22 protein-coding genes are annotated in these 21,742 nt (G+C 66.9%); 9 read left to right on the forward strand and 13 right to left on the reverse strand.

All coding sequences use genetic code 11. The annotated features are described in order from the left end of the window. Positions 1-25: 25 nt before the first annotated feature. Positions 26-772: a phosphate signaling complex protein PhoU gene (phoU, locus tag DT069_RS11540; RefSeq protein WP_119460736.1), complete on the forward strand. Its 747-nt coding sequence runs from the start codon at positions 26-28 to the stop codon at positions 770-772. Between the two features lie 6 nt (positions 773-778). Next, positions 779-1,468: a phosphate regulon transcriptional regulator PhoB gene (gene phoB, locus DT069_RS11545; protein WP_119460472.1), complete on the forward strand. Its 690-nt coding sequence runs from the start codon at positions 779-781 to the stop codon at positions 1,466-1,468. Between the two features lie 95 nt (positions 1,469-1,563). Here the strand turns inward: phoB and DT069_RS11550 are convergent, their stop codons facing one another. The 7 genes from DT069_RS11550 to DT069_RS24615 all read right to left on the reverse strand — a co-directional run bounded on the left by DT069_RS11550 (position 1,564) and on the right by DT069_RS24615 (position 8,904). Further along, complete coding sequence (locus DT069_RS11550; protein ID WP_119460473.1) at positions 1,564-2,103, reverse strand: O-acetyl-ADP-ribose deacetylase; 540 nt, start codon at positions 2,101-2,103, stop codon at positions 1,564-1,566. Beyond that, a complete protein-coding gene (gene ppa / locus DT069_RS11555; protein WP_119460474.1) occupies positions 2,103-2,633 on the reverse strand; it encodes an inorganic diphosphatase in 531 nt (176 codons plus the stop codon). The genes DT069_RS11550 and ppa overlap by 1 nt, the downstream gene beginning before the upstream one ends. A gap of 57 nt (positions 2,634-2,690) precedes the next feature. Beyond that, positions 2,691-4,001, reverse strand: coding sequence for an AmpG family muropeptide MFS transporter (locus tag DT069_RS11560; protein ID WP_425450166.1), 1,311 nt, complete (start codon positions 3,999-4,001; stop codon positions 2,691-2,693). 92 nt (positions 4,002-4,093) lie between these two features. After that, positions 4,094-5,923 carry a translational GTPase TypA gene (gene typA, locus DT069_RS11565; RefSeq protein ID WP_119460738.1) on the reverse strand — a complete coding sequence of 610 codons (1,830 nt, stop codon included), beginning with the start codon at positions 5,921-5,923 and terminating at the stop codon, positions 4,094-4,096. 52 nt (positions 5,924-5,975) lie between these two features. Next, complete coding sequence (locus DT069_RS11570; RefSeq protein ID WP_119460475.1) at positions 5,976-6,971, reverse strand: adenosine kinase; 996 nt, start codon at positions 6,969-6,971, stop codon at positions 5,976-5,978. A gap of 317 nt (positions 6,972-7,288) precedes the next feature. Then, positions 7,289-8,419 carry an SEL1-like repeat protein gene (locus DT069_RS11575; RefSeq protein WP_119460476.1) on the reverse strand — a complete coding sequence of 377 codons (1,131 nt, stop codon included), beginning with the start codon at positions 8,417-8,419 and terminating at the stop codon, positions 7,289-7,291. Positions 8,420-8,484: 65 nt separating this feature from the next. Next, positions 8,485-8,904, reverse strand: a complete 420-nt coding sequence (locus DT069_RS24615; protein WP_162913145.1) for a hypothetical protein — start codon at positions 8,902-8,904, stop codon at positions 8,485-8,487. Between the two features lie 482 nt (positions 8,905-9,386). Between DT069_RS24615 and DT069_RS11585 the strand changes: the two genes are divergently transcribed. The 3 genes from DT069_RS11585 (at position 9,387) to DT069_RS11595 (ending at position 11,264) form a co-directional block, all read left to right on the forward strand. Then, complete coding sequence (locus tag DT069_RS11585) at positions 9,387-10,091, forward strand: EI24 domain-containing protein (protein WP_162913146.1); 705 nt, start codon at positions 9,387-9,389, stop codon at positions 10,089-10,091. A gap of 130 nt (positions 10,092-10,221) precedes the next feature. Further along, on the forward strand, positions 10,222-10,710 hold the full coding sequence (locus DT069_RS11590; RefSeq protein WP_425450167.1) for a bactofilin family protein: 489 nt from the start codon (positions 10,222-10,224) through the stop codon (positions 10,708-10,710). A gap of 101 nt (positions 10,711-10,811) precedes the next feature. Continuing rightward, entirely contained in the window at positions 10,812-11,264 is a 453-nt protein-coding gene (locus DT069_RS11595; RefSeq protein ID WP_119460480.1) for a hypothetical protein, read from the forward strand. 123 nt (positions 11,265-11,387) lie between these two features. Here the strand turns inward: DT069_RS11595 and nth are convergent, their stop codons facing one another. After that, the gene (nth, locus tag DT069_RS11600) at positions 11,388-12,020 is read right to left on the reverse strand and encodes an endonuclease III (protein ID WP_119460481.1); all 633 of its coding nucleotides are present in this window, start codon (positions 12,018-12,020) and stop codon (positions 11,388-11,390) included. Here nth and DT069_RS11605 point away from each other — a divergent pair. The 3 genes from DT069_RS11605 (at position 12,004) to DT069_RS11615 (ending at position 14,564) form a co-directional block, all read left to right on the forward strand. Then, positions 12,004-12,672, forward strand: coding sequence for a DUF2244 domain-containing protein (locus tag DT069_RS11605; RefSeq protein WP_425450168.1), 669 nt, complete (start codon positions 12,004-12,006; stop codon positions 12,670-12,672). The genes nth and DT069_RS11605 overlap by 17 nt on opposite strands. Before the next feature lie 235 nt (positions 12,673-12,907). Then, positions 12,908-13,387 (forward strand): VOC family protein, encoded by a 480-nt coding sequence (locus DT069_RS11610; RefSeq protein ID WP_162913147.1) that lies wholly within the window; start codon positions 12,908-12,910, stop codon positions 13,385-13,387. 271 nt (positions 13,388-13,658) lie between these two features. Further along, on the forward strand, positions 13,659-14,564 hold the full coding sequence (locus DT069_RS11615; protein WP_162913148.1) for a DMT family transporter: 906 nt from the start codon (positions 13,659-13,661) through the stop codon (positions 14,562-14,564). 4 nt (positions 14,565-14,568) lie between these two features. Here DT069_RS11615 and dapB read toward each other — a convergent pair whose 3' ends face one another. From dapB to hrcA, 5 genes are all read right to left on the reverse strand, one after another. Further along, positions 14,569-15,372, reverse strand: coding sequence for a 4-hydroxy-tetrahydrodipicolinate reductase (gene dapB / locus DT069_RS11620; RefSeq protein ID WP_119460740.1), 804 nt, complete (start codon positions 15,370-15,372; stop codon positions 14,569-14,571). Positions 15,373-15,460: 88 nt separating this feature from the next. Beyond that, positions 15,461-16,603 (reverse strand): molecular chaperone DnaJ, encoded by a 1,143-nt coding sequence (gene dnaJ, locus DT069_RS11625; RefSeq protein WP_119460484.1) that lies wholly within the window; start codon positions 16,601-16,603, stop codon positions 15,461-15,463. Positions 16,604-16,735: 132 nt separating this feature from the next. Continuing rightward, positions 16,736-18,685: a molecular chaperone DnaK gene (gene dnaK, locus DT069_RS11630; protein WP_119460485.1), complete on the reverse strand. Its 1,950-nt coding sequence runs from the start codon at positions 18,683-18,685 to the stop codon at positions 16,736-16,738. A gap of 291 nt (positions 18,686-18,976) precedes the next feature. Next, positions 18,977-19,690 (reverse strand): nucleotide exchange factor GrpE, encoded by a 714-nt coding sequence (gene grpE / locus DT069_RS11635; protein WP_119460741.1) that lies wholly within the window; start codon positions 19,688-19,690, stop codon positions 18,977-18,979. Between the two features lie 72 nt (positions 19,691-19,762). Next, positions 19,763-20,824, reverse strand: coding sequence for a heat-inducible transcriptional repressor HrcA (gene hrcA / locus DT069_RS11640; RefSeq protein WP_425450169.1), 1,062 nt, complete (start codon positions 20,822-20,824; stop codon positions 19,763-19,765). A 182-nt stretch (positions 20,825-21,006) separates the two neighbouring features. On the opposite strand from hrcA, the gene rph reads away from it, so the two are divergent. Continuing rightward, positions 21,007-21,726 (forward strand): ribonuclease PH, encoded by a 720-nt coding sequence (gene rph / locus DT069_RS11645; protein ID WP_119460486.1) that lies wholly within the window; start codon positions 21,007-21,009, stop codon positions 21,724-21,726. Positions 21,727-21,742 lie beyond the last annotated feature (16 nt).

The raw sequence follows: 21,742 nt of genomic DNA on the forward strand, positions 1-21,742 counted from the left end.
ACACTTCACCGGAGGAACAATGCCGATCGCAACGGATCACATCGTCAAATCCTTTGACGATGAATTGAAGCATCTGAACCAGATCATCACGCAGATGGGCGGCCTCGCCGAAGCGCAACTGCAGACGGCGATCGAGGCGCTGATGCGGCGCGACACGGACCTCGCCGGCCAGGCGGTGCAGAACGACGCGCGGATCGACGAGCTGGAGCGTCAGGTCGACAGCCTCTCGGTCCGCATGCTGGCGCTGCGTCAGCCGATGGCGCAGGACCTCCGCGAGGTGGTCGCGGCACTGAAGATCTCGAGCGACCTCGAGCGCATCGGCGACTATGCCGCCAACGTCGCCAAGCGCGCCATCGCACTGGCGCAGACGCGGCCGATGCGGCCGGCCCATGTCATCCCGCGGATGGGGCGCATGGTGCAGGCGATCATCAAGGACGTGCTCGACGCCTACATCGACCACGACGCGGAGAAGGCGGTCGCCGCCTGGGAACGCGACGAGGAGGTGGACGAGATGTACACCAGCCTGTTCCGCGAGCTGCTGACCTACATGATGGAAGACCCGCGGAACATCAGCCCCTGCACGCATCTGCTGTTCATCGCGAAGAACATCGAGCGCATCGGCGACCATGCGACCAACATCGCCGAGCTCGTCTATTTCCTGGTCCATGGACGGGAGATCGAGGCGGTGCGGCCGAAGGGCGACACCACGAGCTTCGCCCTGGTGACACCGCCCAATGGTGATGGAACAGATCAGGCCAAGAGCAAGGAGTAGAGAGAGGTGAATCCGCTGATCCTCATCGTCGAAGACGAAACCGCGCTGGTCACGCTGCTGCGCTACAACCTCGAAAAGGAGGGATTCCGCATCGCCGAGGCCCGCGATGGCGAGGAGGCGCTGCTGGTAGCGCGCGAGCAGAAGCCGGACCTGGTGCTGCTCGACTGGATGCTGCCGCTGCTCTCCGGGATCGAGGTCTGCCGGCAGATGCGTCGGATGCCGGAGACGAAGGGCGTGCCGATCATCATGCTGACTGCCCGGGGTGAGGAGGGCGACAAGCTGCGCGGCCTCGACAGCGGCGCCGACGACTACATCACCAAGCCCTTCAGCCCGAGCGAGCTGATCGCCCGCATCCGCGCCGTCCTGCGCCGCGCGCGGCCGGCCACCGAAGGCGAGACGCTGCGCTATGAGGACCTGGTGATGGACCTCGCCTCCTATCGCGTCCGCCGCAAGGGGCGCGACGTCCATCTCGGCCCCACCGAGTTCCGCCTGCTGCGCCACCTGCTTGAAAATCAGGGACGCGTGTTCAGCCGCGAGCAGCTGCTCGACATCGTCTGGGGCCAAGACGTCTATGTCGAGCCGCGCACGGTCGACGTCCATATCCGGCGCCTGCGCAAGGCGCTGAACGGGACCGCCGACACCGACCTGATCCGCACGGTCCGCTCCGCCGGCTATGCCCTCGACCGCGCGCAGTGAGTCGGTCCCCATCCTTCGACAGGCTCAGGATGAGGGGTAGATGAAATCCTCATGGTGAGCCTGTCGAACCATGAGGGCCGGTACTCGGCCCGCAATTACGACAACTCCGCCAACGCCTTCCGGTAAGTCGCGGCGACCTCTTCGCCGAAGCAGGCGAAGATCACCTCTTCGAGATTCGTGGCGGCGACTTCGCGCGCCACCGTCGTCACCGCGATGCGGGTCGCGCGCTCCAGCGGGAAGCCGTAGATGCCCGTGGAGATCGCGGGGAAGGCGATGGATTTCAGGCCGTGCCGCTCGGCGAGCGACAGGCTGTTGGCATAGCAGGCGGCGAGCTGGTCGTCCTCGCCCTCTTCGCCGCCCTGCCAGACCGGCCCCACCGCATGGATCACATGGCGCGCTTTCAGCCGATAACCCGCCGTGATCCGCGCCTCGCCGGTCGGACAGCCGCCGATCCGGCGGCATTCTTCCGCCAGCTCCGGCCCCGCGGCGCGATGAATGGCGCCGCAGACGCCGCCGCCCGGCGCCAGCTCGCTATTGGCGGCATTGACGATCGCGTCGACCTCGAGCCGTGTGATGTCGCCCTCCACGACCGAAAGGCGTGCCGCCTCCGGGGGCGTCCCTGAGGCAGAGGCCATCACTCGGCCTTCGCGCGCTCGATCGCCTCGGCGATCAGCTTGGTCGCCTCGTCCGCCTCGGCCCAGCGCGCCACCTTGGCCCATTTGCCCTTCTCCAGGTCCTTGTAGTGGGTGAAGAAGTGGGCGATCTGCTCGATCAGGATGTCCGGCAACTGCCGGTAGGAGGCGACGTTACGATAGAACGGATGCAGGTCGTCGACCGGCACCGCCAGGATCTTCTCGTCCATCCCGGCCTCGTCCTCCATCATCATCGCGCCGATCGGGCGCGAGCGGATCACGACGCCGGGCACCACCCGGGTCGGGCCGACGACCATGATGTCGCACGGGTCGCCATCGGCCGAGAGCGTGTGCGGGATGAAGCCGTAATTGGCGGGATAGGACATCGAGGTGTGCAGGAAGCGATCGACGAACATCGCGCCGGACGCCTTGTCCAGCTCGTACTTCACCGGCTCGCCGCCGAGCGGAATTTCGATGATGGCGTTGAGGTCCCAGGGCGGGTTCCGCCCGATCGGAATCTTCGACACATCCATGATTGGATCTCCGTTGGTCATGCTAGCGCGCCCACGGGCACGCTTCAAAAGTTAATATTAGGGTGTCGGCTGTGCGAGCGGGCGGGTTCCGGGAAAGCGCCGCATCATCCAGAGCAGCAGCAGCAGCCCCGGAATCGCCACGACCGTCGAGATCACGAAGAACGAGACCCAGTCGACATTGTCGGCCACCCAGCCGCTCGACGAGGACAGAAGCGTCCGGCCGAAGGCCATGAAGGACGAGAACAGCGCATATTGCGTCGCCGTGTAGGCGACGTTGCAGAGCACCGACAGATAGGCGACGAAGGCGGCCGAGCCCATGCCGCCGGACAGGTTCTCGATCCCAATGGTCAGGGTCAGCAGGCCGAGATCCGCGCCGGCGGCTGCCTGGACCGCGAACATCAGGTTCGACACCATCTGCAGAATGCCGCAGATCAGCAGGGCCTGCAGGACGCCGTAGCGACCGACGATCGCGCCGCCGATGAAGACGCCGAGCAGCGTCGCGACCAAGCCGAAGATCTTGCTGACGCTGGCGATCTCCGCCTTGGTGAAGCCGATCTGGACATAGAAAGGATTGGCCATCACCCCGGCGAAGGCGTCGCCGAACTTGTAGAGCAGGATGAAGGCGAGCACGAGCAGCGCCTCGCGCACGCCGCGCCGAGTGAAGAATTCGGCGAAGGGTTCGATGACGGCCTCGCGCAGCACGGCGACGGGGCCACGCCCGGGCTCTTGTGATGTCGCCTCGCGCCGGGGTTCGGGGCTCAGCAGCGCCGTCGCCAAGCCGATCAGCATGAGCGCCGCCATCGCCGCATAGACCCAGAACCAGGACACCTCCGCGGCCAGGAACAGCGCGCCGGCGCCGCTCGCCAGCAGGCCGATCCGATAGCCGAACTGCGTCACCGCCGCTCCGGCGCCCTGTTGATGCTCCTCCAGGATCTCGATGCGGTAGGCGTCGATCACGATGTCCTGGCTCGCCGAGAAGAACGAGACCAGGAGGGCGGCGAGCGCGGTCCAGAGCGGCGCCTCGGCGGGCCGCGTCGCGCCCAGGAAGAGGATCGAGCCGATCAGCGCCGCCTGGATCGTCAGCATCCAGGACCGCCGCCGGCCGAGCGCCCGGGTCAGCAGCGGGATCGGCGCCCGGTCGATCAGCGGAGCCCAGAGAAACTTGAAGGCGTAAGGCGTGCCGACCAGGGCGAACAGCCCGATCGTGGTCAGCGTGACGCCTTCCTCGGTCAGCCAGATCGACAGGGTCGACAAAGTGAGCAGCAGCGGCAGGCCGCTCGCGAAGCCCATCAGCAGGACGATCAGCATCCGGCGGTCGCGATAGACCGACGCCGCATCGAGCCAGGTTTTGCCGGGTGCGGTCGTCACTGGACCTCGCTCCGTCGTCGCGTCTCTCCCGTTACAGGGAGAGAATAAAGGAAACAGTGAATGGCTAACGAGTCCTTAAGCCGGCCCGCCGCTCACCCCACCTCGGCGGCGGCCCGGCTCGCGCGCTTGCGGGCGTGCGGGTCGAGCAGCTTCTTGCGCAGCCGGATGTTCTTCGGCGTCACCTCGACGAGCTCGTCCTCCTCGATATAGGCGATCGCCTTCTCCAGGCTCATCACCCGCGGCGGCGTCAGGCGCACCGCCTCGTCCTTCGAGGTCGTGCGGATGTTGGTCAGCTGCTTGCCCTTCAGCGGATTGACCTCGAGATCGTTGCCGCGGCTGTGCTCGCCGATGACCATCCCCTCATAGACCTGTTCGCCCGGCGCGATGAAGAGCGGCCCCCGCTCCTCCAGATACCACAGGGCATAGGCCACGGCGACCCCGGCGCCGGTGGCGATCAGCACGCCGTTGCGCCGGCCCTCGATCGCGCCCTTATAGGGTTCGTAGGCGTGGAAGATCCGGCTCATGATGCCGGTACCGCGGGTATCGGTCAGGAACTCGCCGTGATAGCCGATCAGGCCGCGCGAGGGGACGCGGAAGGTGATCCGGGTCTTGCCGCCGCCGGACGGCCGCATGTCGGTCATCTCGGCGCGGCGCTGGCCGAGCTTCTCGACGACGACGCCGGAATATTCCTCGTCGACGTCGACCTGGACCTCCTCGATCGGCTCGAGGCGCTGGCCGGTCTCCGGATCGGTCCGGTAGATCACCCGCGGGCGGCCGACCGACAGCTCGAAGCCCTCGCGCCGCATGGTCTCGATCAGCACGCCGAGCTGCAGCTCGCCGCGGCCGGCGACCTCGAACACGTCCTTGCCCTCGGATTCGTGGACCCGGATCGCGACATTGCCCTCGGCCTCGCGCAGCAGGCGGGCGCGGATCATCCGGCTGGTCACCTTGTCGCCCTCGCGGCCGGCGAGCGGCGAGTCGTTGACCGAGAGGGTCATCGACAGGGTCGGCGGATCGATGGGGAGCGCGGCGACCGGCGTGATCACCGTGGCGTCGCAGATGGTGTCCGCGACGGTGGTCTCGCCGAAGCCGGCGATCGCGACGATGTCACCGGCCGAAGCCGCTTCGATCGGCGTCCGGTCGAGCCCGCGGAAGGCGAGCAGCTTGGTGAGCCGCGCATGCTCGATCACGCGGCCGTCCGGGGCCAGCGATTTGACATGCATGTTCATCCGCGCGGTGCCGGAATAGATCCGGCCCGTCAGCACGCGGCCGAGATAGGGGTCCGCCTCCAGCGTCGTCACCAGCATGGCGAAGGGCGCGTCGCGATCGCCCGTCGGCGGCGGCACATGGCGGACGATCAGGTCGAAGAGCGGCGCCAGGCTTTCATGTGGCTCGTCGAGATCGGCGACCGCCCAGCCGTTCTTGCCCGAGGCGAACAGCGTCGGAAAGTCGAGCTGCTCGTCGCTGGCGCCGAGCGCCGCGAACAGGTCGAATACCATGTCGTGGACGGCGTGGGGCCGCGCGTCGGGGCGATCCGCCTTGTTGATGACGACGATCGGCCGGAGACCCAGCGCCAGCGCCTTGGCGGTGACGAACTTCGTCTGCGGCATCGGGCCTTCCGCCGCGTCGACGAGGACGACGACGCCGTCAACCATGCTGAGGATCCGCTCCACCTCGCCGCCGAAATCGGCGTGGCCGGGCGTGTCGACGATGTTCAGCCGGATGTCCTTCCAGGCGACCGAGGTGCATTTGGCGAGGATGGTGATGCCGCGTTCGCGCTCGAGATCGTTGGAGTCGAGCGCCCGCTCGGCGACCTGCTGGTTCTCGCGGAAGGTGCCGCTCTGGCGCAGCAGCTGATCGACCAGGGTCGTCTTGCCGTGGTCGACATGGGCGATGATCGCCAGGTTGCGGAGAGTCGGAATGGGTTGGTCGGACAAGGAAAACCTTCTTTCAAATTCAAATCAGCGCGCCCACTCAGCGCGTCAGCTCGGCGGGCAGAAGCGCCCTCAGCGGCGTTTCCGGCCGCGCGCCGATATGGCCGATCACCTCGGCGGCGGCGAGGCTGCCGATGCGCCCGCAATTAAAGGGTCCCCGGCCGGCGGTATAGCCGAACAAGAAGCCGGCGGCATAGAGGTCGCCGGCGCCCGTCGTATCGACCACCCGGGCGACCGGCGCGGCGTCGACGACATGCACGTCGCCGTCGGCCATCACCACCGAGCCCTTCTCGCTGCGGGTCAGCGCCGCGACGGCGCACTGGCCGCGCGTCGCCTGCAGCGCGGCGTCGAAGTTCTCGACCTCCCAAAGCGCGCAAAGCTCCGCCTCGTTCGCGAACAGGATGTCGACATGGTCGCGGACGAGGTCGCGAAACTCGGCCCGGTGCCGATCGACGCAGAACGGATCGGACAGGCTGAGCGCCACCTTGCGGCCCGCGCCGTGGGCGATCGCCGCCGCCTTCAGGAACGCCTCCTTCGCGCGCGGCGGGTCCCACAGATAGCCCTCTAAATAGGTGACCTTGGCCGCCGCGACTAGATCCGCGTCGATATCTTCCGGTCCCAGCTCGATGCAGGCGCCGAGATAGGTCTGCATCGTCCGCTGGGCGTCCGGCGTCACGAAGATCAGGCAGCGCGCGGTGGGCGCGCCACCCGTGGCGGGCGGCGTGTCGAAGCTCACGCCCGCCGCCCGGATGTCGTGCCGGAAGATCCGGCCGAGCTGGTCGTCGGCCACCGTGCCGATGAAAGCGCCGCGCCCGCCGAGCGAGGCGAGGCCCGCAATGGTGTTGGAGGCCGACCCGCCGGAGACCTCGACGCCCGGCCCCATCGCGCCATAGAGCGCCTCGGCCCGTGCCGCGTCGACCAGCGTCATCGCGCCTTTCTCCAGCCCCTGCGCCACGAGGACGCCGTCCTCGACATGGCTCAATACGTCGACGATGGCGTTGCCGATCCCGACGACGTCGAAGCTTGCGTCACTCATGAGTCTGTTCCGTATCGTGATTCGCGATTGCGGCGCCGAGGCGCGCCTACGCCCGGCTCGCGGGCGGGCGGAGTATAGCGAAGGACGGCGGTCGCACAAGCGGGGGCGGAGGTAGGGCGCAGTTTCGGGTCCGATAGGGGATCAGGGTGGTAAACACCAGCTTTGTGTAGGAACGGACGTCAAGACCGTGACATGAACGAGAGCCAGCCGAGAAGAGGCCGGACACCGAATCGATGCGGCCGAACGGAGAGTGGCACTGCAGATGCTCGGCCTCAACCGACCCCTCCACCGGGTAGGATGATCGATCTATCCGCCGCTCAGTCGCACCAGCCTTCCACGCCCCCGCACTTGCTGATCCAAGGCTGCTCCCAGACGCCGCCGGCGGAATTCTGGCACCAGGTGGGGTAGCTTCCGTCGTCGTACTCGTAGTCGAAGTTGGTCCAGCACCAGAGGTCATGCCCCTGCCAGTATTCGGATCCCGGCGGCGGTGCATTGCCCTCCGAACCGTGGCAGCAGCTGGGCGGCGACCATTCCTCGCCCGAGGACGCCTGCGACCCGTCGGACTGTGGGCCGGGGTCCGTCATCGCCTTCCCGATGCCGATGATCAGCGCCAGGGCGATGGCGGCGCCGCAGCTGTCGCTGTTCCCCGCCTCGCAGCCCCAGGCGTAAAACTGTCCCGCCCGCATGAGGTCGACTGGTCCGCCGTCGCCGTTGGCGTACATGTCGCCGGCGATCTTGCAGGACAGGGGAATGCCGGTGCCTTCCCGGCATTCCTTCTCGATCTGCTCGCGCGCGCTCGGAGGTTCCGGCGGCGAGAGGTCGAGGGTCGGCGCCTCCTCGGCGTCCGGAGGATCGGCGGCCGGTTTCTGCGCCGCCACGACGGCCGGATCGACCGGCTTGTAGGCGGTGGCGTTTGGCGCGATCGCCACCATCTCGGGCAGCGCCTTCTGCAGGATCGGCAGAGAGTCGAAAACCGCGACCTTGTCCTTGTCGATCGTCCAGCCCGGCATGTCCCTCCAGCGTGAAGTCGCGATGTACTGCTCGAAGGAACTTCCCATGAAGCCGTGGCTGATGACGATATCCTCTCTGATGTCGATCGCACCATAGACGAAGCCGGCTTCTTCCCTCTTACCCTTCTTGGCCATGACAACGAAGACGGACGGGTCCTCCGTATCGGCGAGCTTGAACTCCATGGGTTCGCCGCCGGCGTCTTCCTGGTAACGGTACCAGCCGTTGACGATCTCTAGACGGCCGGTTTCGACCCGGCCGTCACTCGCAACCCGAGGAGTCAGCCAAGCGGTTCCGTCCTTCATCTCGAATTGGAACTCCTGGGCTGTGCCCGGGGAGAGCGGGTACACCGGCCGGTCGATCAGCGGCCGCGTCGAGTAGAGGCAGCCGGCGAGCAGGAATGCCGTCGTCGCGACCAGCCATCCGATAGACCGGAGCATGGAAACCTCCTCTGGGCACCCGATCCAATTGGCGTTTGCTCCTGTCTGAGGAGCAAATTGGCGGCTTACCGGGAACTCGCCCGCGGTTCTTCGCTCAATACCTCGGATAGAGAATCTCGGTGGCGCGCATCGAGGAGGCGTGACGCTGTCATCATAGAGTCCTCCCCCCGCTCGACGATCGAGCGTTCAGTCCAAACAGGAAGGCCCGTGCGGGCCCGCCAGCGTGTTCCATTCTGCGCGCGATCGATTGGGCCGGGCAATTCTCCAGAAGTCGACCTCTCGAAAGACTCGTTCGAGGCGTTTTCGCCGGCCGCCTTTCTATTGGCGTTCAACAAAGACTCGAGGATCCGGTAGATCGTCTCGTTAAAGCCGCCGGCGAGATGATGGACGTCGTTGCGCAGCGCCTGTTGCTCGAAGCCCATCGTCAAGGCCGGGGTAAGGGCCCGATGAGGGCCGATAATCGCGGATCGCCCAGACGCCGACATCGGCTGCTTCCATCGGACCGCCTTCGGGTCCGGCGAACCGAAGGCGCGGGCGGGCCGTTCGACGAGAAAGGCGCGATCCTCCGGATCGTCCAGGAGCATCGTCCCCAGAGCCGCGCCAAGCGCCGGACGCGGCGCGCCATAGGCTACTACGATCGGATAGGGCGCGAGGTGGAATTCTAGATATTGGCCCCAGCCGGACCGGGACAGATCCCTGGTCGCAGATGGCGGGCCACCGGCACTCCGGAATCGGGCAGCGCCGATGATCCGCATTGATGTGTCCTGGAATCTATCCTGGCCAAGCCGCCAGCTCTCGCCGATTTCAGATCAAGGCATTCTGGTAGACGAACCGCGATGGCCGGTTTGGGGCAGAAGCCGATATTCCCCTATTGGGCTCTTACTTCCTGTCCGACTTGCGCACATGGATCTCAGCCGTTACACAAGGCCCACCCGCCGCCCCCTCAACCCCGATCCCGAGCCCGCGCTTGCTTTCCGTCCTCATCAAGGCCTTCGCCCAGCTCACCGATCCGCGCGCGCGGCGCTATGTCTGGCTCAGCCTCGGCGGCGCCATTGCGGTGCTGGTGGCGCTGGTGATCGTGATCTGGCTGGCGGCGTTTCAGCTTCAGTTCGTGTCGCTCGGCTGGCTCGACACGGTGATCGATGTCGGCGCCGGGCTGGGTGCCATTCTGCTGGCCTGGCTGCTGTTTCCGGTGAGCGTGCTTCTCATCGTCGGGTTCTTCCTGGAGGACGTCGCCGAGGCGGTCGAGGCACGGCATTATCCGGACCTGCCGGAGGCGCGGTCGCAGTCGGTGGGCGAGGCGGTGCTGTCGAGCGCGCGGTTCGCGGGGCTGGCGCTGCTGCTCAACCTGCTGGCGCTGCCGCTCATCATTGTGCTGTTCTTTTTCCCACCTTTTAATCTTTTTGTTTTTTATGGTCTGAACGGCTATCTTCTCGGCCGAGAGTATTTCGAGCTTGTCGCGCTTCGGCGCCTCGATCCGCGACAGGTTCGTGCATTGCGGCAGGCGCACAGGGGCCGCCTGTTCCTGGGGGGTGTCGTCATTGCCTTCCTGTCGACGGTTCCGGTGATCAACTTCGTGGCGCCGGTGGTTGCCACCGCGTTCATGCTGCATCTGTTCGAGGCGCTTCGGCGCAGACAGCCGCAACGGGTCCCTCCGGGACGGGCGGCATAGCAGGACGGGGGAACGGGTCCACATGCTTCGCAGACGAGCCGACGGCGGCGACACCGGTCGATCAGTTTCACAGGCAATCCCACAGGCAACTCCACAGGCAACCCCACCGGCATCTGCGCCGGCGGCCGCCATGGCGGCCGCGCAGCAGTCGGGCGGAGCAAACATCCCGGACCGCCGCGCCCTGGAGGCGGAGGCGGCGGCCGAGCAGGCGGCGAAGCGGCTGCTCGTCGGTAGGGGCATCAAGCTCAATGGCGAGCTTCAGCGCTGCGACACGCTGATCGTCGAGGGCCACGTCGATGCGCTGCTGAAGGAAGGCCGCGTCATCGAGATCGCCGAGTGCGGCTCGTTCAAGGGCACCGCGGCGGTCGACGAGGCGGATATCGGCGGACGGCTGGAGGGCGACCTCACCGTCCGGCAGCGGCTGACCATCCGGGCGACCGGACGGGTCGAGGGCACCGTGCGCTATGGCGAGCTCGCGATCGAGGCCGGCGGCGTTCTGGTCGGCCCGATCGAGCTTCTTCAGGCCGGCGCGAAAGCGGCCGGGGCAGGGGGCTCGGCCACAGGATCGGCCACGGCGCCGGACGCCCAGGCAACCCGCCCGACGACACAGACACCCTGACGGCGCCGACCTTGCCTGTCGGACGCCGCCACCCGACCGGGTCAGTTCGGAGTCCGGCCCAGACTCCAGAAGGATGGCGTCGGGGCGGCGTCGCTTCTTCGGTGTTCCGGCTGGGCCTGGTGTCGCTGGCGCTCGTGATGTTGGGCGCCTGCGCGACCGGCGGCCAGCGGGTCGTGCCGGTGCGGAGCGCATCGAGCGGGATGATTTCGGCGGATGCCGCCGCGTTCCTGCAGCGCGGGTCCTTCCTGCGCTCAGCGGATATCGATCCTGCGCGGATGGTCGGCCTGGACGGCGTGGCGTTGGAGCGGCTGCTCGGCGAGCCCGCACTGGTCCGCCGGGATGCGCCGGCCGAGATCTGGCAGTATCGCGGCGCGGATTGCGTGCTCGACCTGTTCCTCTATCGGGAAGCCGGTGGGCAGGAAGCCAGCGGGCAGAAGGAGGGCAGGCCGCGCGTGCTCTATCTGGAGGCGCGGACCGGCGCCGCGGAACCCGCGCCGACCGAGGGCTGCATCGGCAGCCTGCTGACGACCAAGCGGAAACTGCAGTCGAGCTGAGACGTTTTCGGACTGGCTCTTTGGTCTTGTCATTGCCGGACTTGATCCGGCAATCCATGGGGCTGCGGCTGGATGGATGCCCGGGTCAAGCCCGGGCATGACACTAGAAGATTAACCGGGGGCTCAACCAGCCTTCGCGCCGAAATCGCAGAGGTCGTGGACCGGGCAGAGAGCGCAGTCGGGCTTTCGGGCCTTGCAGATATAGCGCCCATGCAGGATCAGCCAGTGATGGGCATGCTGCTTCCAGCGGGCGGGCACCCGCTTCTCGAGCGCGCGTTCCACCTCGATCGGCGTCTTGCCCGGCGCCAGCCCCGTCCGGTTGCCGACGCGGAAGACATGGGTGTCGACAGCGATAGTCGGTTCGCCGAAGGCGATGTTCAGCACGACATTGGCCGTCTTCCGCCCGACGCCCGGCAGGCTTTCGAGAACCGCGCGATCGGGCGGCACCTGCCCGCCATGGTCGCGCACGAGGATCGCGCTGAGCGCGATCACGTTCTTCGCCTTGGTGTTGAACAGGCCGATGGTCCGGATGTAGTCGCGCAGGCCCGCCTCGCCGAGGGCCAGCATCTTCTCCGGCGTGTCGGCTACCTCGAACAGCGGCGCCGTCGCCTTGTTCACCCCGGCGTCGGTCGCCTGGGCCGACAGCACCACCGCGACCAGCAGCGTATAGGGGTTGATGTAGTGGAGCTCGCCGCGCGGATCGGGATTGCGCGCGGCAAGGCGGGCGAAGAATTCATCGATGGCTGGTTTCTTCATGCTCTGCAATCTATCGCGCCGCCGGGAACTCGGCAAAGACTCGCGACGTTTCGTCCTCCATGACCTGAACCGTAACCCGGGCTTTACCCACATTCGCCCTGGCCCCTATAGTCGAGACATGGCCCATCCGACGCCGAACGAATCCTGGCCGGAGGAGGAATCCTGGCCCGTCGAGGACGAGTCGCCGGCCTCGTTCGACGCGATCCTGCGGCCGCATCGCAGCCTCAGCCCGGCCGGCTTCGCGATATTGATGAGCGCCGTCGCCACCGTCGGCTTCGGCGCGGGGATCGCGTTCCTGGCGATGGGCGCCTGGCCCGTCTTCGGCTTCTGCGGCCTCGAGGTCGTGCTGATCTATGTCTGCTTCCGCCTCAACTATCGCAGCGGGCGGATGTTCGAGCGGGTCCGCCTCACCGATCGGGAGCTGATCGTCGAACGGCACAGCCCGCGGGGCACGCCGCTCGGCTGGCGCTTCCAGCCCTATTGGCTGCGCGTCACAATGGACGATCCGCCGCAGCATGACAGCCCGCTGACGCTGCGCTCGCACGGGCGCTCGCTGGTGATCGGCAACTTCCTCACGCCGGAAGAGCGCCTCGACTTCGCCCGCGCCCTGAACCGCGCGCTGGCGCAGCAGCGCATGGCGCCGACTGGCTGACCTCACCGGCGGATGTAGAACCAAAACCACTGACCTTGAAGATAACCACAGAGACACAGAGGCGCAGAGAACTCTATTGCTCGTTAGTATCTCAGTTTGAATTTCGGCTCTCGACACGTCAGAGAGGCACGAGCACATTCTACGTTCGTGGTGCACCGTTGAGGCGGACTGTCAACCGCCCCCGAGTGCGGGGGAAACCGGGCCGGAATTGGCTTCAAAAGTGAAAGGACGAGCAATGGCGATTGCCAAGAACACGATCTGCCTATGGTACGACAAGGACGCCGAGGCTGCAGCCCGCTTCTACGCCGAGACTTTTCCGAACAGCTCGGTAAGTGCCGTCCACCGCGCTCCCAGCGACTACCCGTCCGGCAAGGCGGGCGACGTGCTGATGGTCGAATTCACAGTCGCCGGCATCCCCTGTCTCGGCCTCAATGGCGGGCCCGCATTCAAGCATAGCGAAGCCTTCTCGTTCCAGATCGCCACTGACGATCAGCAAGAGACCGACCGCTACTGGAACGCCATCGTCGGCAATGGCGGCCAGGAAAGTGCGTGCGGTTGGTGCAAGGACAAATGGGGCATCTCCTGGCAAATCACGCCGCGCGTGCTGACCGAGGCGATGGCTGCCGGCGGCGATGAAGCAAAACGCGCGTTTGAGGCGATGATGAATATGAAGAAAATTAACGTCGCCGCGATCGAGGCGGCTCGGCGCGGCTGACGGTCCTAGGTTTTCCCATCTCCGCCCTTGTGGAGGCGGCGAAGGTTCGGGTTGGGTCGAAACAAGTCGTCGGCCCAATGTCCGCTTCGTCTGCAAAGGCGTCATTCGCGGCACGCCGACCCGACCTCCGCCTTCCGTCCGAAGTCGAAACTCAAACTGAGACGCTACCTATTTCTCTCTGTGGCTCTGTGATTTCAAACGCCGAATGGCGCAAACCTTGCCGACTTCGTATAAGAGGTCCGTTCGCGCGCGACGGCTCTCCGGTGTTCCTATGCCTCTTTCCGCCAATCGTCAGGACTATCTGCTCCTCCTGCTGCTCGCCGCGGCCTGGGGCTCGTCCTTCTTCCTGATCAAGATCGCCGTCGTCACCATCCCGCCGCTCACCGTGGCCGCCGGACGAATCGTGATCGGCGCCGCCCTGCTTGTTCTCTTCGTGCGCGCCCGCGGCGGCAGGTTGCCCTGCCGGCCGCGGACCTGGGCGATGCTGACCTTAATGGGGGCGGTCGGGATGGTCCTGCCCTTCGCGCTGATCGGCTGGGGCGAAACGCGGATCGACAGCGGGCTGGCGGCGATCCTGATCTCCGCCGTGCCGTTCTTCACGATCCTGCTCGCCCACCGCTTCGTGCCGGACGAGCCGCTGTCGCTTGGCAAGCTGGTCGGCGTGGCGCTCGGCTTCCTCGGCGTCCTCCTGCTGATCGGCCCTGCCGCGCTCCGCGGCCTCGGCGCCGATCTGCTCGCCCAGCTGGCGGTCGTTGCCGCCGCCGTCTGCTATGCGATCGCCGGCGTTCTCATAAGGCGGCTGGGGGGCCTGGCGCCCGAGGTCGCCGCCGCCGGGATGCTGACGACCGCAGCGGGCGTCGCCCTGTCGGCGGCGCTCCTCGTCGATCGACCCTGGAGCCTGACGCCGACTCCCGCCGCGCTCGCGGCCGTGGCGGCGCTGGGGCTGATCTCCACGGCCGGCGGCTATATCCTGTTCTTCCGGATCATCGCCCGCGCCGGCACCGGGTTCGCGTCATTCAACAATTACCTAGTCCCGGTGATGGGCGTGCTGTGGGGCGCCCTGCTGCTCGACGAGACGATCGACCCCCGCGCATTTTTCGCACTCCTGCTGATCCTCGGCGGTGTCACGGCCCCACGTCTGTGGCCGCACAGGACGGCGAAGTCGGCCGGCGCCTAGATCGTTATTTGGCAAGGCCGAGCACGTCCGCCATGGAATAAAGCCCGGGCTCCCGGTCCTTCGCCCAGCGGGCGGCCCGGACGGCGCCACGGGCGAAGATGTCGCGGCTGGTCGCCTTATGGGTGAGCTCGATCCGTTCGCCGCCGGCGGCGAACATCACCGTGTGCTCGCCGACCACATCGCCGCCGCGCAGGGTGGCGAAGCCGATCTCGCCGGGATGCCGCGCGCCGGTATGGCCGTCGCGCACCCGCGTCGACACGGCGTCGAGATCGACGCCGCGACCGGCCGCCGCAGCGTGGCCCAGCGCCAGCGCGGTGCCGGACGGCGCGTCGACCTTCATCCGGTGATGCATCTCGACGATCTCGATATCCCAATCGGGGTCGAGCGCGCGGGCGACCTGCTCGACCAGCCCCAGCAGCATATTGACGCCGAGGCTCATATTCGGCGCCCAGACGATCGCCGTCTCCTGCGCCGAGCGCCTGAGCGCCGCCATGTCGGCCGCGGCGAGCCCGGTGGTGCCCACGACATGCGCGGTCCGGGTCCGCGCGGCGATGGCGGCATGGGTGACCGTCGCGGCCGGGCCGGTGAATTCCAGCACTGCATCGGCAGCGGCGAAAAGCGCCGCCGGATCGTCCGTCACCGGAACGCCGAGCGCGTCGAGCCCCGCCACCACGCCGACATCCCGGCCGACGGCCGTGCCGCCCGATCGCTCGGTGCCGCCGGCAACGACGCAACCCTCGGCCTCGGCGACGGCACGGACCAGCATCTGCCCCATCCGCCCGGCGCAACCGATTACGCCGATTTTCAGCGCTGCCATGTCCGCCCTGTCCCTTCTTTGTCAACCATCGGCATCGTAGGACTGTGACAGCGACGGTCAAGCGCGGGAGTGCGGCCGCCTACTCTTTCAGATCCTCCCAGAACTCCTTCACCTTGGCGAAGAAGCCCTCGGATTCGGGGCTGTGAGCCTTGCCCTTACCGCCGACCTTGTCGAACTCGCGCAGCAACTCCTGCTGCTTCTTGGTCAGGTTGACCGGCGTCTCGACCATGATCTGGACATACATGTCGCCGCGCGATTGCGAGCGCAGCACGCTCATGCCCTTGCCGCGCAGACGGAACTGCTGGCCCGTCTGCGCCCCGGCCGGAACGGCGACACGGGCGCGGGAGCCATCGATCGACGGCACCTCGATATGGCCGCCGAGCGCGGCCGTGGTCATCGGGATCGGCACCCGGCAGTAGATGTTCGCGCTGTCGCGCTGGAAGAACCGGTGCGGCGCGATCGAAAGGAAGATGTAGAGGTCGCCGGCCGGCGCGCCGCGCATGCCGGCCTCGCCCTCGCCGGCGAGGCGGATGCGCGTGCCGTCCTCGACACCGGGCGGAATGGTCACCGCCAGAGTCTTTTCCTTATGCACCCGGCCGGCCCCGCCGCAGACCTTGCAGGGCTTCTCGATCACCCGGCCGGCGCCGTTGCAGCTCTGGCAGGTGCGCTCGATCGTGAAGAAGCCCTGGCTGGCACGCACCTTACCGGCGCCCATGCAGGTCGGACAGGTGATCGGCTGCGCGCCCTTCTCGCCGCCGGTGCCGTTGCAGGCGTCGCAGCCGACGGAGGTCGGCACCCGGATCGTCGCCTGCTTGCCGGCATAGGCTTCCTCGAGAGTGATCTCGAGATTGTAGCGGAGGTCGGCACCGCGGCCGCGTGCGGCGCCGCCGCGCCGGCCGCCCATGAAGTCGCCGAACATCTCGTCGAAGATGTCAGCGAATCCGGCCGCATTGAAGTCGAAGCCACCGGCCCCGCCGCGCGGCCCTGCGCTGCCGTTCTCGAAGGCGGCATGGCCGAACCGGTCATAGGCGGCGCGCTTCTGGTCGTCCTTGAGGACGTCGTAGGCCTCGTTGATTTCCTTGAACCGCTTTTCGGCGTTGTGGTCCCCCGGATTGCGGTCGGGGTGGTACTTCATCGCGAGGCTGCGGAACGCCTTTTTTAAGGCGTCGCCGCTGGCGTCCCGTCCTACCCCCAGAGTCTCGTAATAGTCCTGTTTGGCCATATGATCAGACGGTCAGTCGTAGACATCCAGCAGTCTGCTGCCGGAACGAAGACGCCCTATGCCGGGGATCCGGCGCCCGAAGATCGAACGCATGGTGCCGGACAACCGACATAGGGCCGCCAGGTTTCGTAATTACGCGGACCGGTTCTTCCGGTCCTCGTCCACCTCCTCGAAGTCGGCATCCACGACGCCCTCATCCGCGCCGCCAGCGGCACCGCCGCCCGTGGAACCGCCGCTCGGTCCCTCGCCGGAGTCGCCGTCATCGCCGGCACCCTGCTGCTCGGTCCGATACATCGCCTCGCCGAGCTTCATCGCCGCCTGCGCCAGCGCTTCCGTCTTGCTGCGGATCGCATCCGGGTCATCGCCCGAGAGCGCGCTGCGCAGATCGGCGATCGCGGCCTCGATCGTCTGCTTGTCGGCGTCCGCGATCTTGTCGCCATGCTCGGACAGGGTCCGCTCGGTGGTGTGGATCAGGCCCTCGCCATGGTTGCGCGCCTCGACGACCTCACGCCGCTTCTTGTCCTCCTCGGCATGGGACTCGGCATCCTTGACCATGCGGTCGATGTCGGAATCGCTGAGGCCGCCCGAGGCCTGGATGCGGATCTGCTGCTCCTTGCCGGTGGCCTTGTCCTTGGCCGAGACGCTGACGATGCCGTTCGCGTCGATGTCGAAGGTGACCTCGATCTGCGGCACGCCGCGCGGCGCCGACGGGATGCCGACCAGGTCGAACTGGCCGAGCAGCTTGTTGTCCGCCGCCATCTCGCGCTCGCCCTGGAAGACGCGGATGGTGACGGCCGTCTGGCTGTCCTCGGCCGTCGAGAACACCTGGCTCTTCTTGGTCGGGATCGTCGTGTTGCGATCGATGAGGCGGGTGAACACGCCGCCCAGCGTCTCGATGCCGAGTGACAGCGGCGTCACGTCGAGCAACAGCACGTCCTTGACGTCGCCCTTCAGCACACCGCCCTGGATCGCGGCGCCGATCGCGACGACCTCATCCGGGTTCACGCCCCGATGCGGCTCGCGGCCGAAGAAGTTCTTCACCGTCTCGATCACCTTGGGCATGCGGGTCATGCCGCCGACGAGGATCACCTCGTTGATCTCCGACGACTTCAGGCCGGCATCCTTCAGCGCCGCCCGGCACGGGCCGATCGTCCGCTGGACCAGCTCGTCGACCAGCGCCTCGAGCTTGGCGCGGGTGAGCTTGATGTTCAGATGCTTCGGACCGCTCTGGTCGGCGGTGATGAAGGGCAGGTTGACCTCGGTCTGCATCGCGCTCGACAGCTCGATCTTCGCCTTCTCGGCCGCCTCCTTGAGGCGCTGCAGCGCGAGCCGGTCCTTGCGCAGGTCGATGCCCTGCTCCTTTTTGAACTCATCGGCCAGATAGTCGATGATGCGCTGGTCGAAATCCTCGCCGCCAAGGAAGGTATCGCCGTTCGTCGACTTCACCTCGAAGACGCCGTCGCCGATCTCGAGGATCGAGATGTCGAAGGTGCCGCCGCCCAGGTCATAGACCGCAATGGTGCCCTGGCCCTGCTTCTCGAGCCCGTAGGCGAGCGCCGCGGCCGTCGGCTCGTTGATGATGCGCAGGACCTCGAGGCCCGCGATCTTGCCGGCATCCTTGGTCGCCTGACGCTGGGAATCGTTGAAGTAGGCCGGGACGGTGATCACCGCCTGGGTGACCTTCTCGCCCAGGTAGTTCTCCGCCGTCTCCTTCATCTTCTGCAGGATGAAGGCGCTGACCTGCGAGGGCGAATACTTCTTGCCCTGCGCCTCGATCCAGGCGTCGCCGTTGTCGCCCTTGATGATCTTGTAGGGAACGAGATCCTTGTCCTTCTCCGTCAGCGGATCGTCATAGCGGCGGCCGATGAGCCGCTTGATCGCGAACAGCGTGTTCTCCGGGTTGGTCACGGCCTGGCGTTTCGCCGCCTGGCCGACCAGCCGCTCGCCGGAATCCGTGAAGGCGACCATCGAGGGCGTGGTGCGCGTGCCCTCGGCATTCTCGATGACCTTCGGATCCTTGCCCTCCATGACGGCGACGCAGGAGTTGGTCGTCCCGAGATCGATCCCAATGACTTTGCTCATTTCAACCTCATCTTGTCAGCAAGTCCAAACCCGGCCTTCCGGTGAAGCACCGGCCGGACCCCCATATGATGACGGTCCCGGACGATGGATGGTCCGGGACGGTTCAAAGAAACCATTCAATCCGACGGGATATATATGCACGGCTTCCGGTCGTGCAAGCACCGGCCGCAAGCCGTGCGGGAGAAAGATTCCGCCACGCCAAGCCCTTCGCGCAGGTCGAGACGTTGAGGGGATCAAACCCGCCCCTGTCAACCATCGGGTCAACCATCGGGATTTCAGGCTTTCGGGATTTTAGGCTGTGGTATCGACGCGGCCGCCGGGCGCCGAGGGTTCGCTGTCCCCCGCGCCGTTGCCATTGCCGCCGGGGCCATTGCCGTCGGAAGCGCTCGGCGCCGGCTCGCTCTTGGCGACGCCGACCATGGCCGGGCGGAGCAGCCGGTCGTTCAGCAGATAGCCCGACTGTAGAAGCTGGACCACGGTGCCGGCCGGCTCGCCGCTGCCCGGCACCTCGAACATCGCCTGATGCAGGTTGCTGTCGAACTTCTCGCCGAGCGGTTCGATCTTGCGGATATTGTGACGCTCGAACGCCGCCTGCAGCTGGCGTTCCGTCATCTCGACGCCTTCGCTGAGCGTCTTCAGGAGCTCGTTCTCCTCGATCGCCTCGGCCGGAAGGCTCTCCAGCGCCCGCCGCAGATTGTCGGCGACGGGCAGCAGATCCTTGGCGAAGCCCGTGACGGCGAACTTCGAGGCGTCCTCGCGGTCGCGCTGGGCCCGCCGCCGGACGTTCTCCGTCTCCGCCAAGGCGCGCAGCAGCTGATCCTTGAGCTGGGCGGCCTCCGCCCGGCTCGCCTCCAGCGCCGCCGCGAGGTCGTCGGCCGGCGCCTCCATATCGGCGTTCCCTTGCTCCGCCGGCTGCTCGTCAGGCGCCACCGCTTCGACCGCGCGCTCTTCCTCCGGCGCGGCGGCGTCCATGGTCCGAGGATCGCCCCGAGAGTCGTTGGTCATGTCGTTCGTCTTCCGATTCTGCATTCCGAGAGTCCATTCATCGCTGTTTTTCATGTGTCTGTTCGGGAAGGCTCAGCCGATCACCCGGCCGATTACCGTCGCGGTATAATCGACCATTGGGATGATGCGGGCATAGTTGATCCGGGTCGGGCCGATCACGCCGACGGCGCCGACGATCTGTTCGCGGCTGTTGCGATAGGGCGCCAGCACCATCGAGCAGCCGGCGAGACTGAACAGCTCGCTCTCGGCCCCGACGAAGATCTGGACGCCCTGCGCGTCGTCGGCCGCATCGAGCAGCCGCACCAGGGCCTCCTTCGTCTCGAGCGCCGTGAACAGCGCGCGAATGCGCTCGAGGTCGCTCAAGGCGGTCACGTCCTGCAGCAGATGCGCCTGGCCGCGGACGATGAGCGCGCCGCCCTTGTCGCCGCCCGCCCAGGTCGCGAGACCTGCCTCGACCACGCCGCTGGCCAAGCTGTCGAGCTCGGCGCGCTGGCTCTCCAGCTCACCGATGATCTCGGCCCGCGCCTCGTCAATGGTGCGCCCGACCAGCCGCGCCGCGAGATAGTTGCTCGCCTCGACCAGGGACGAGGCCGGCATGCCCATGGGCACGTCGATGATCCGGTTCTCCACCAGCCCACCCTCGGTGACGATCACGACGAGGGCGCGTCCCGGGCCGAGATGGACGAACTCGATATGCTTCAAGGTATGGTTGGTCTTCGGCGCGACCACCAGTCCGGCGCAGCGCGACAGGCCGGAGAGCAGCGTCGTCGCCTCCTCCAGCACCTCGGGAACACTGCGGCCGACGGCGGCGCATTGCCCGTCGATGCTCTCGCGATCCTCCTTCGATAGATTGCCGACCTCGAGCAGGCCGTTGACGAACATGCGCAGGCCCAGGTCGGTCGGTAGGCGGCCGGCCGAGGTGTGCGGCGCATAGAGCAGGCCGAGATCCTCGAGATCCGCCATCACGTTACGGATCGTCGCCGGCGACAGATTCATGCCGAGCCGGCGCGAAATCGTGCGCGAACCGATCGGCTCGCCAGTTTCGACATAAGCGTCGACGATATGGCGAAAGATCTCCCGGGACCGTTCGCTGAGCTCGCCGATGGCCGTCCGCTGTCCTTCCTGCATTCCCATCTTGTGACCTTCCTCCAAGGCTGGAATGTAGTGACCGCCTGAAATAGCGTCAACGTAGCGGCTGGGGTAGGGGTCCGGGAAGGCGACGGGGTAGCAGCCAGGGTAGCAGGCTGGACGCGACAGCCCTTGGGGAGTAGCGTGGCGCCCCATTTCATCGACCCGGCTCTTTCGAAAGGAAATTCATGCGACCGTCCGGCCGTTCCCCCGATGCGCTGCGCCCGATCCGACTCGAGGTCGGCGTCAACAAACATGCCGAGGGTTCGTGCCTGGCGCGGTTCGGCGACACGCATGTGCTCTGTACCGCGAGCGTCGAGGACCGGGTGCCGCCATTCCTGCGCAACAGCGGCCGGGGCTGGGTCACCGCGGAGTACGGCATGCTGCCGCGCTCCACGGGAACGCGCACCGACCGCGAGGCGGCGCGGGGCCGGCAGTCCGGGCGCACCCACGAGATCCAGCGGCTGATCGGCCGCTCGCTCCGCTCCGTGACGAACCTCGCCGGCTTCGGCGAGCGGCAGATCAAGGTCGACTGCGACGTGATCCAGGCGGACGGCGGTACGCGCACCGCGGCGATCACTGGCGCCTATGTGGCGCTGCATCAGGCGTTCCAGCATCTGCGCGAGATCGGCGCGATGCCGGCACTGCCGTTCAGCGATCAGGTCGCCGCCGTGTCCTGCGGGATCTATCAGGGGACGCCGGTTCTCGATCTCGACTATGCCGAGGACAGCACCGCGCAGGCCGACGCCAATTTCGTGCTGACCGGCGGCGGCGGCATCGTTGAGATCCAGGGCACCGCCGAGCATGAGCCCTTCGACGACGCAGCGTTCGCGGCGATGTTCGCGCTCGCGCGCCAGGGCATCGCGCAACTCGTCGCCAAGCAGCGCGAGGCGTTGGGGCTGAGCTGACGGGCCTTTGCCGCCT

This window comes from Virgifigura deserti (genome assembly GCA_003576685.1).
In the GTDB taxonomy this organism is placed as follows: Bacteria; Pseudomonadota; Alphaproteobacteria; order Dongiales; family Dongiaceae; genus Virgifigura; species Virgifigura deserti.

Bases quoted from the DNA above. Each gene is read 5' to 3' on its own strand.
- dnaK (WP_119460485.1), bottom strand. From the start codon at position 18,685: ATGAGCAAAGTCATTGGGATCGATCTCGGGACGACCAACTCCTGCGTC.
- DT069_RS11550 (WP_119460473.1), bottom strand. From the start codon at position 2,103: ATGGCCTCTGCCTCAGGGACGCCCCCGGAGGCGGCACGCCTTTCGGTC.
- hrcA (WP_425450169.1), bottom strand. From the start codon at position 20,824: ATGGGAATGCAGGAAGGACAGCGGACGGCCATCGGCGAGCTCAGCGAA.
- DT069_RS11605 (WP_425450168.1), top strand. From the start codon at position 12,004: ATGGCTGGTTTCTTCATGCTCTGCAATCTATCGCGCCGCCGGGAACTC.
- nth (WP_119460481.1), bottom strand. From the start codon at position 12,020: ATGAAGAAACCAGCCATCGATGAATTCTTCGCCCGCCTTGCCGCGCGC.
- DT069_RS11570 (WP_119460475.1), bottom strand. From the start codon at position 6,971: ATGAGTGACGCAAGCTTCGACGTCGTCGGGATCGGCAACGCCATCGTC.
- DT069_RS11590 (WP_425450167.1), top strand. From the start codon at position 10,222: ATGGCGGCCGCGCAGCAGTCGGGCGGAGCAAACATCCCGGACCGCCGC.
- DT069_RS24615 (WP_162913145.1), bottom strand. From the start codon at position 8,904: ATGTCGGCGTCTGGGCGATCCGCGATTATCGGCCCTCATCGGGCCCTT.
- DT069_RS11615 (WP_162913148.1), top strand. From the start codon at position 13,659: ATGCCTCTTTCCGCCAATCGTCAGGACTATCTGCTCCTCCTGCTGCTC.
- grpE (WP_119460741.1), bottom strand. From the start codon at position 19,690: ATGACCAACGACTCTCGGGGCGATCCTCGGACCATGGACGCCGCCGCG.
- ppa (WP_119460474.1), bottom strand. From the start codon at position 2,633: ATGGATGTGTCGAAGATTCCGATCGGGCGGAACCCGCCCTGGGACCTC.
- DT069_RS11575 (WP_119460476.1), bottom strand. From the start codon at position 8,419: ATGCTCCGGTCTATCGGATGGCTGGTCGCGACGACGGCATTCCTGCTC.
- dnaJ (WP_119460484.1), bottom strand. From the start codon at position 16,603: ATGGCCAAACAGGACTATTACGAGACTCTGGGGGTAGGACGGGACGCC.
- rph (WP_119460486.1), top strand. From the start codon at position 21,007: ATGCGACCGTCCGGCCGTTCCCCCGATGCGCTGCGCCCGATCCGACTC.
- DT069_RS11610 (WP_162913147.1), top strand. From the start codon at position 12,908: ATGGCGATTGCCAAGAACACGATCTGCCTATGGTACGACAAGGACGCC.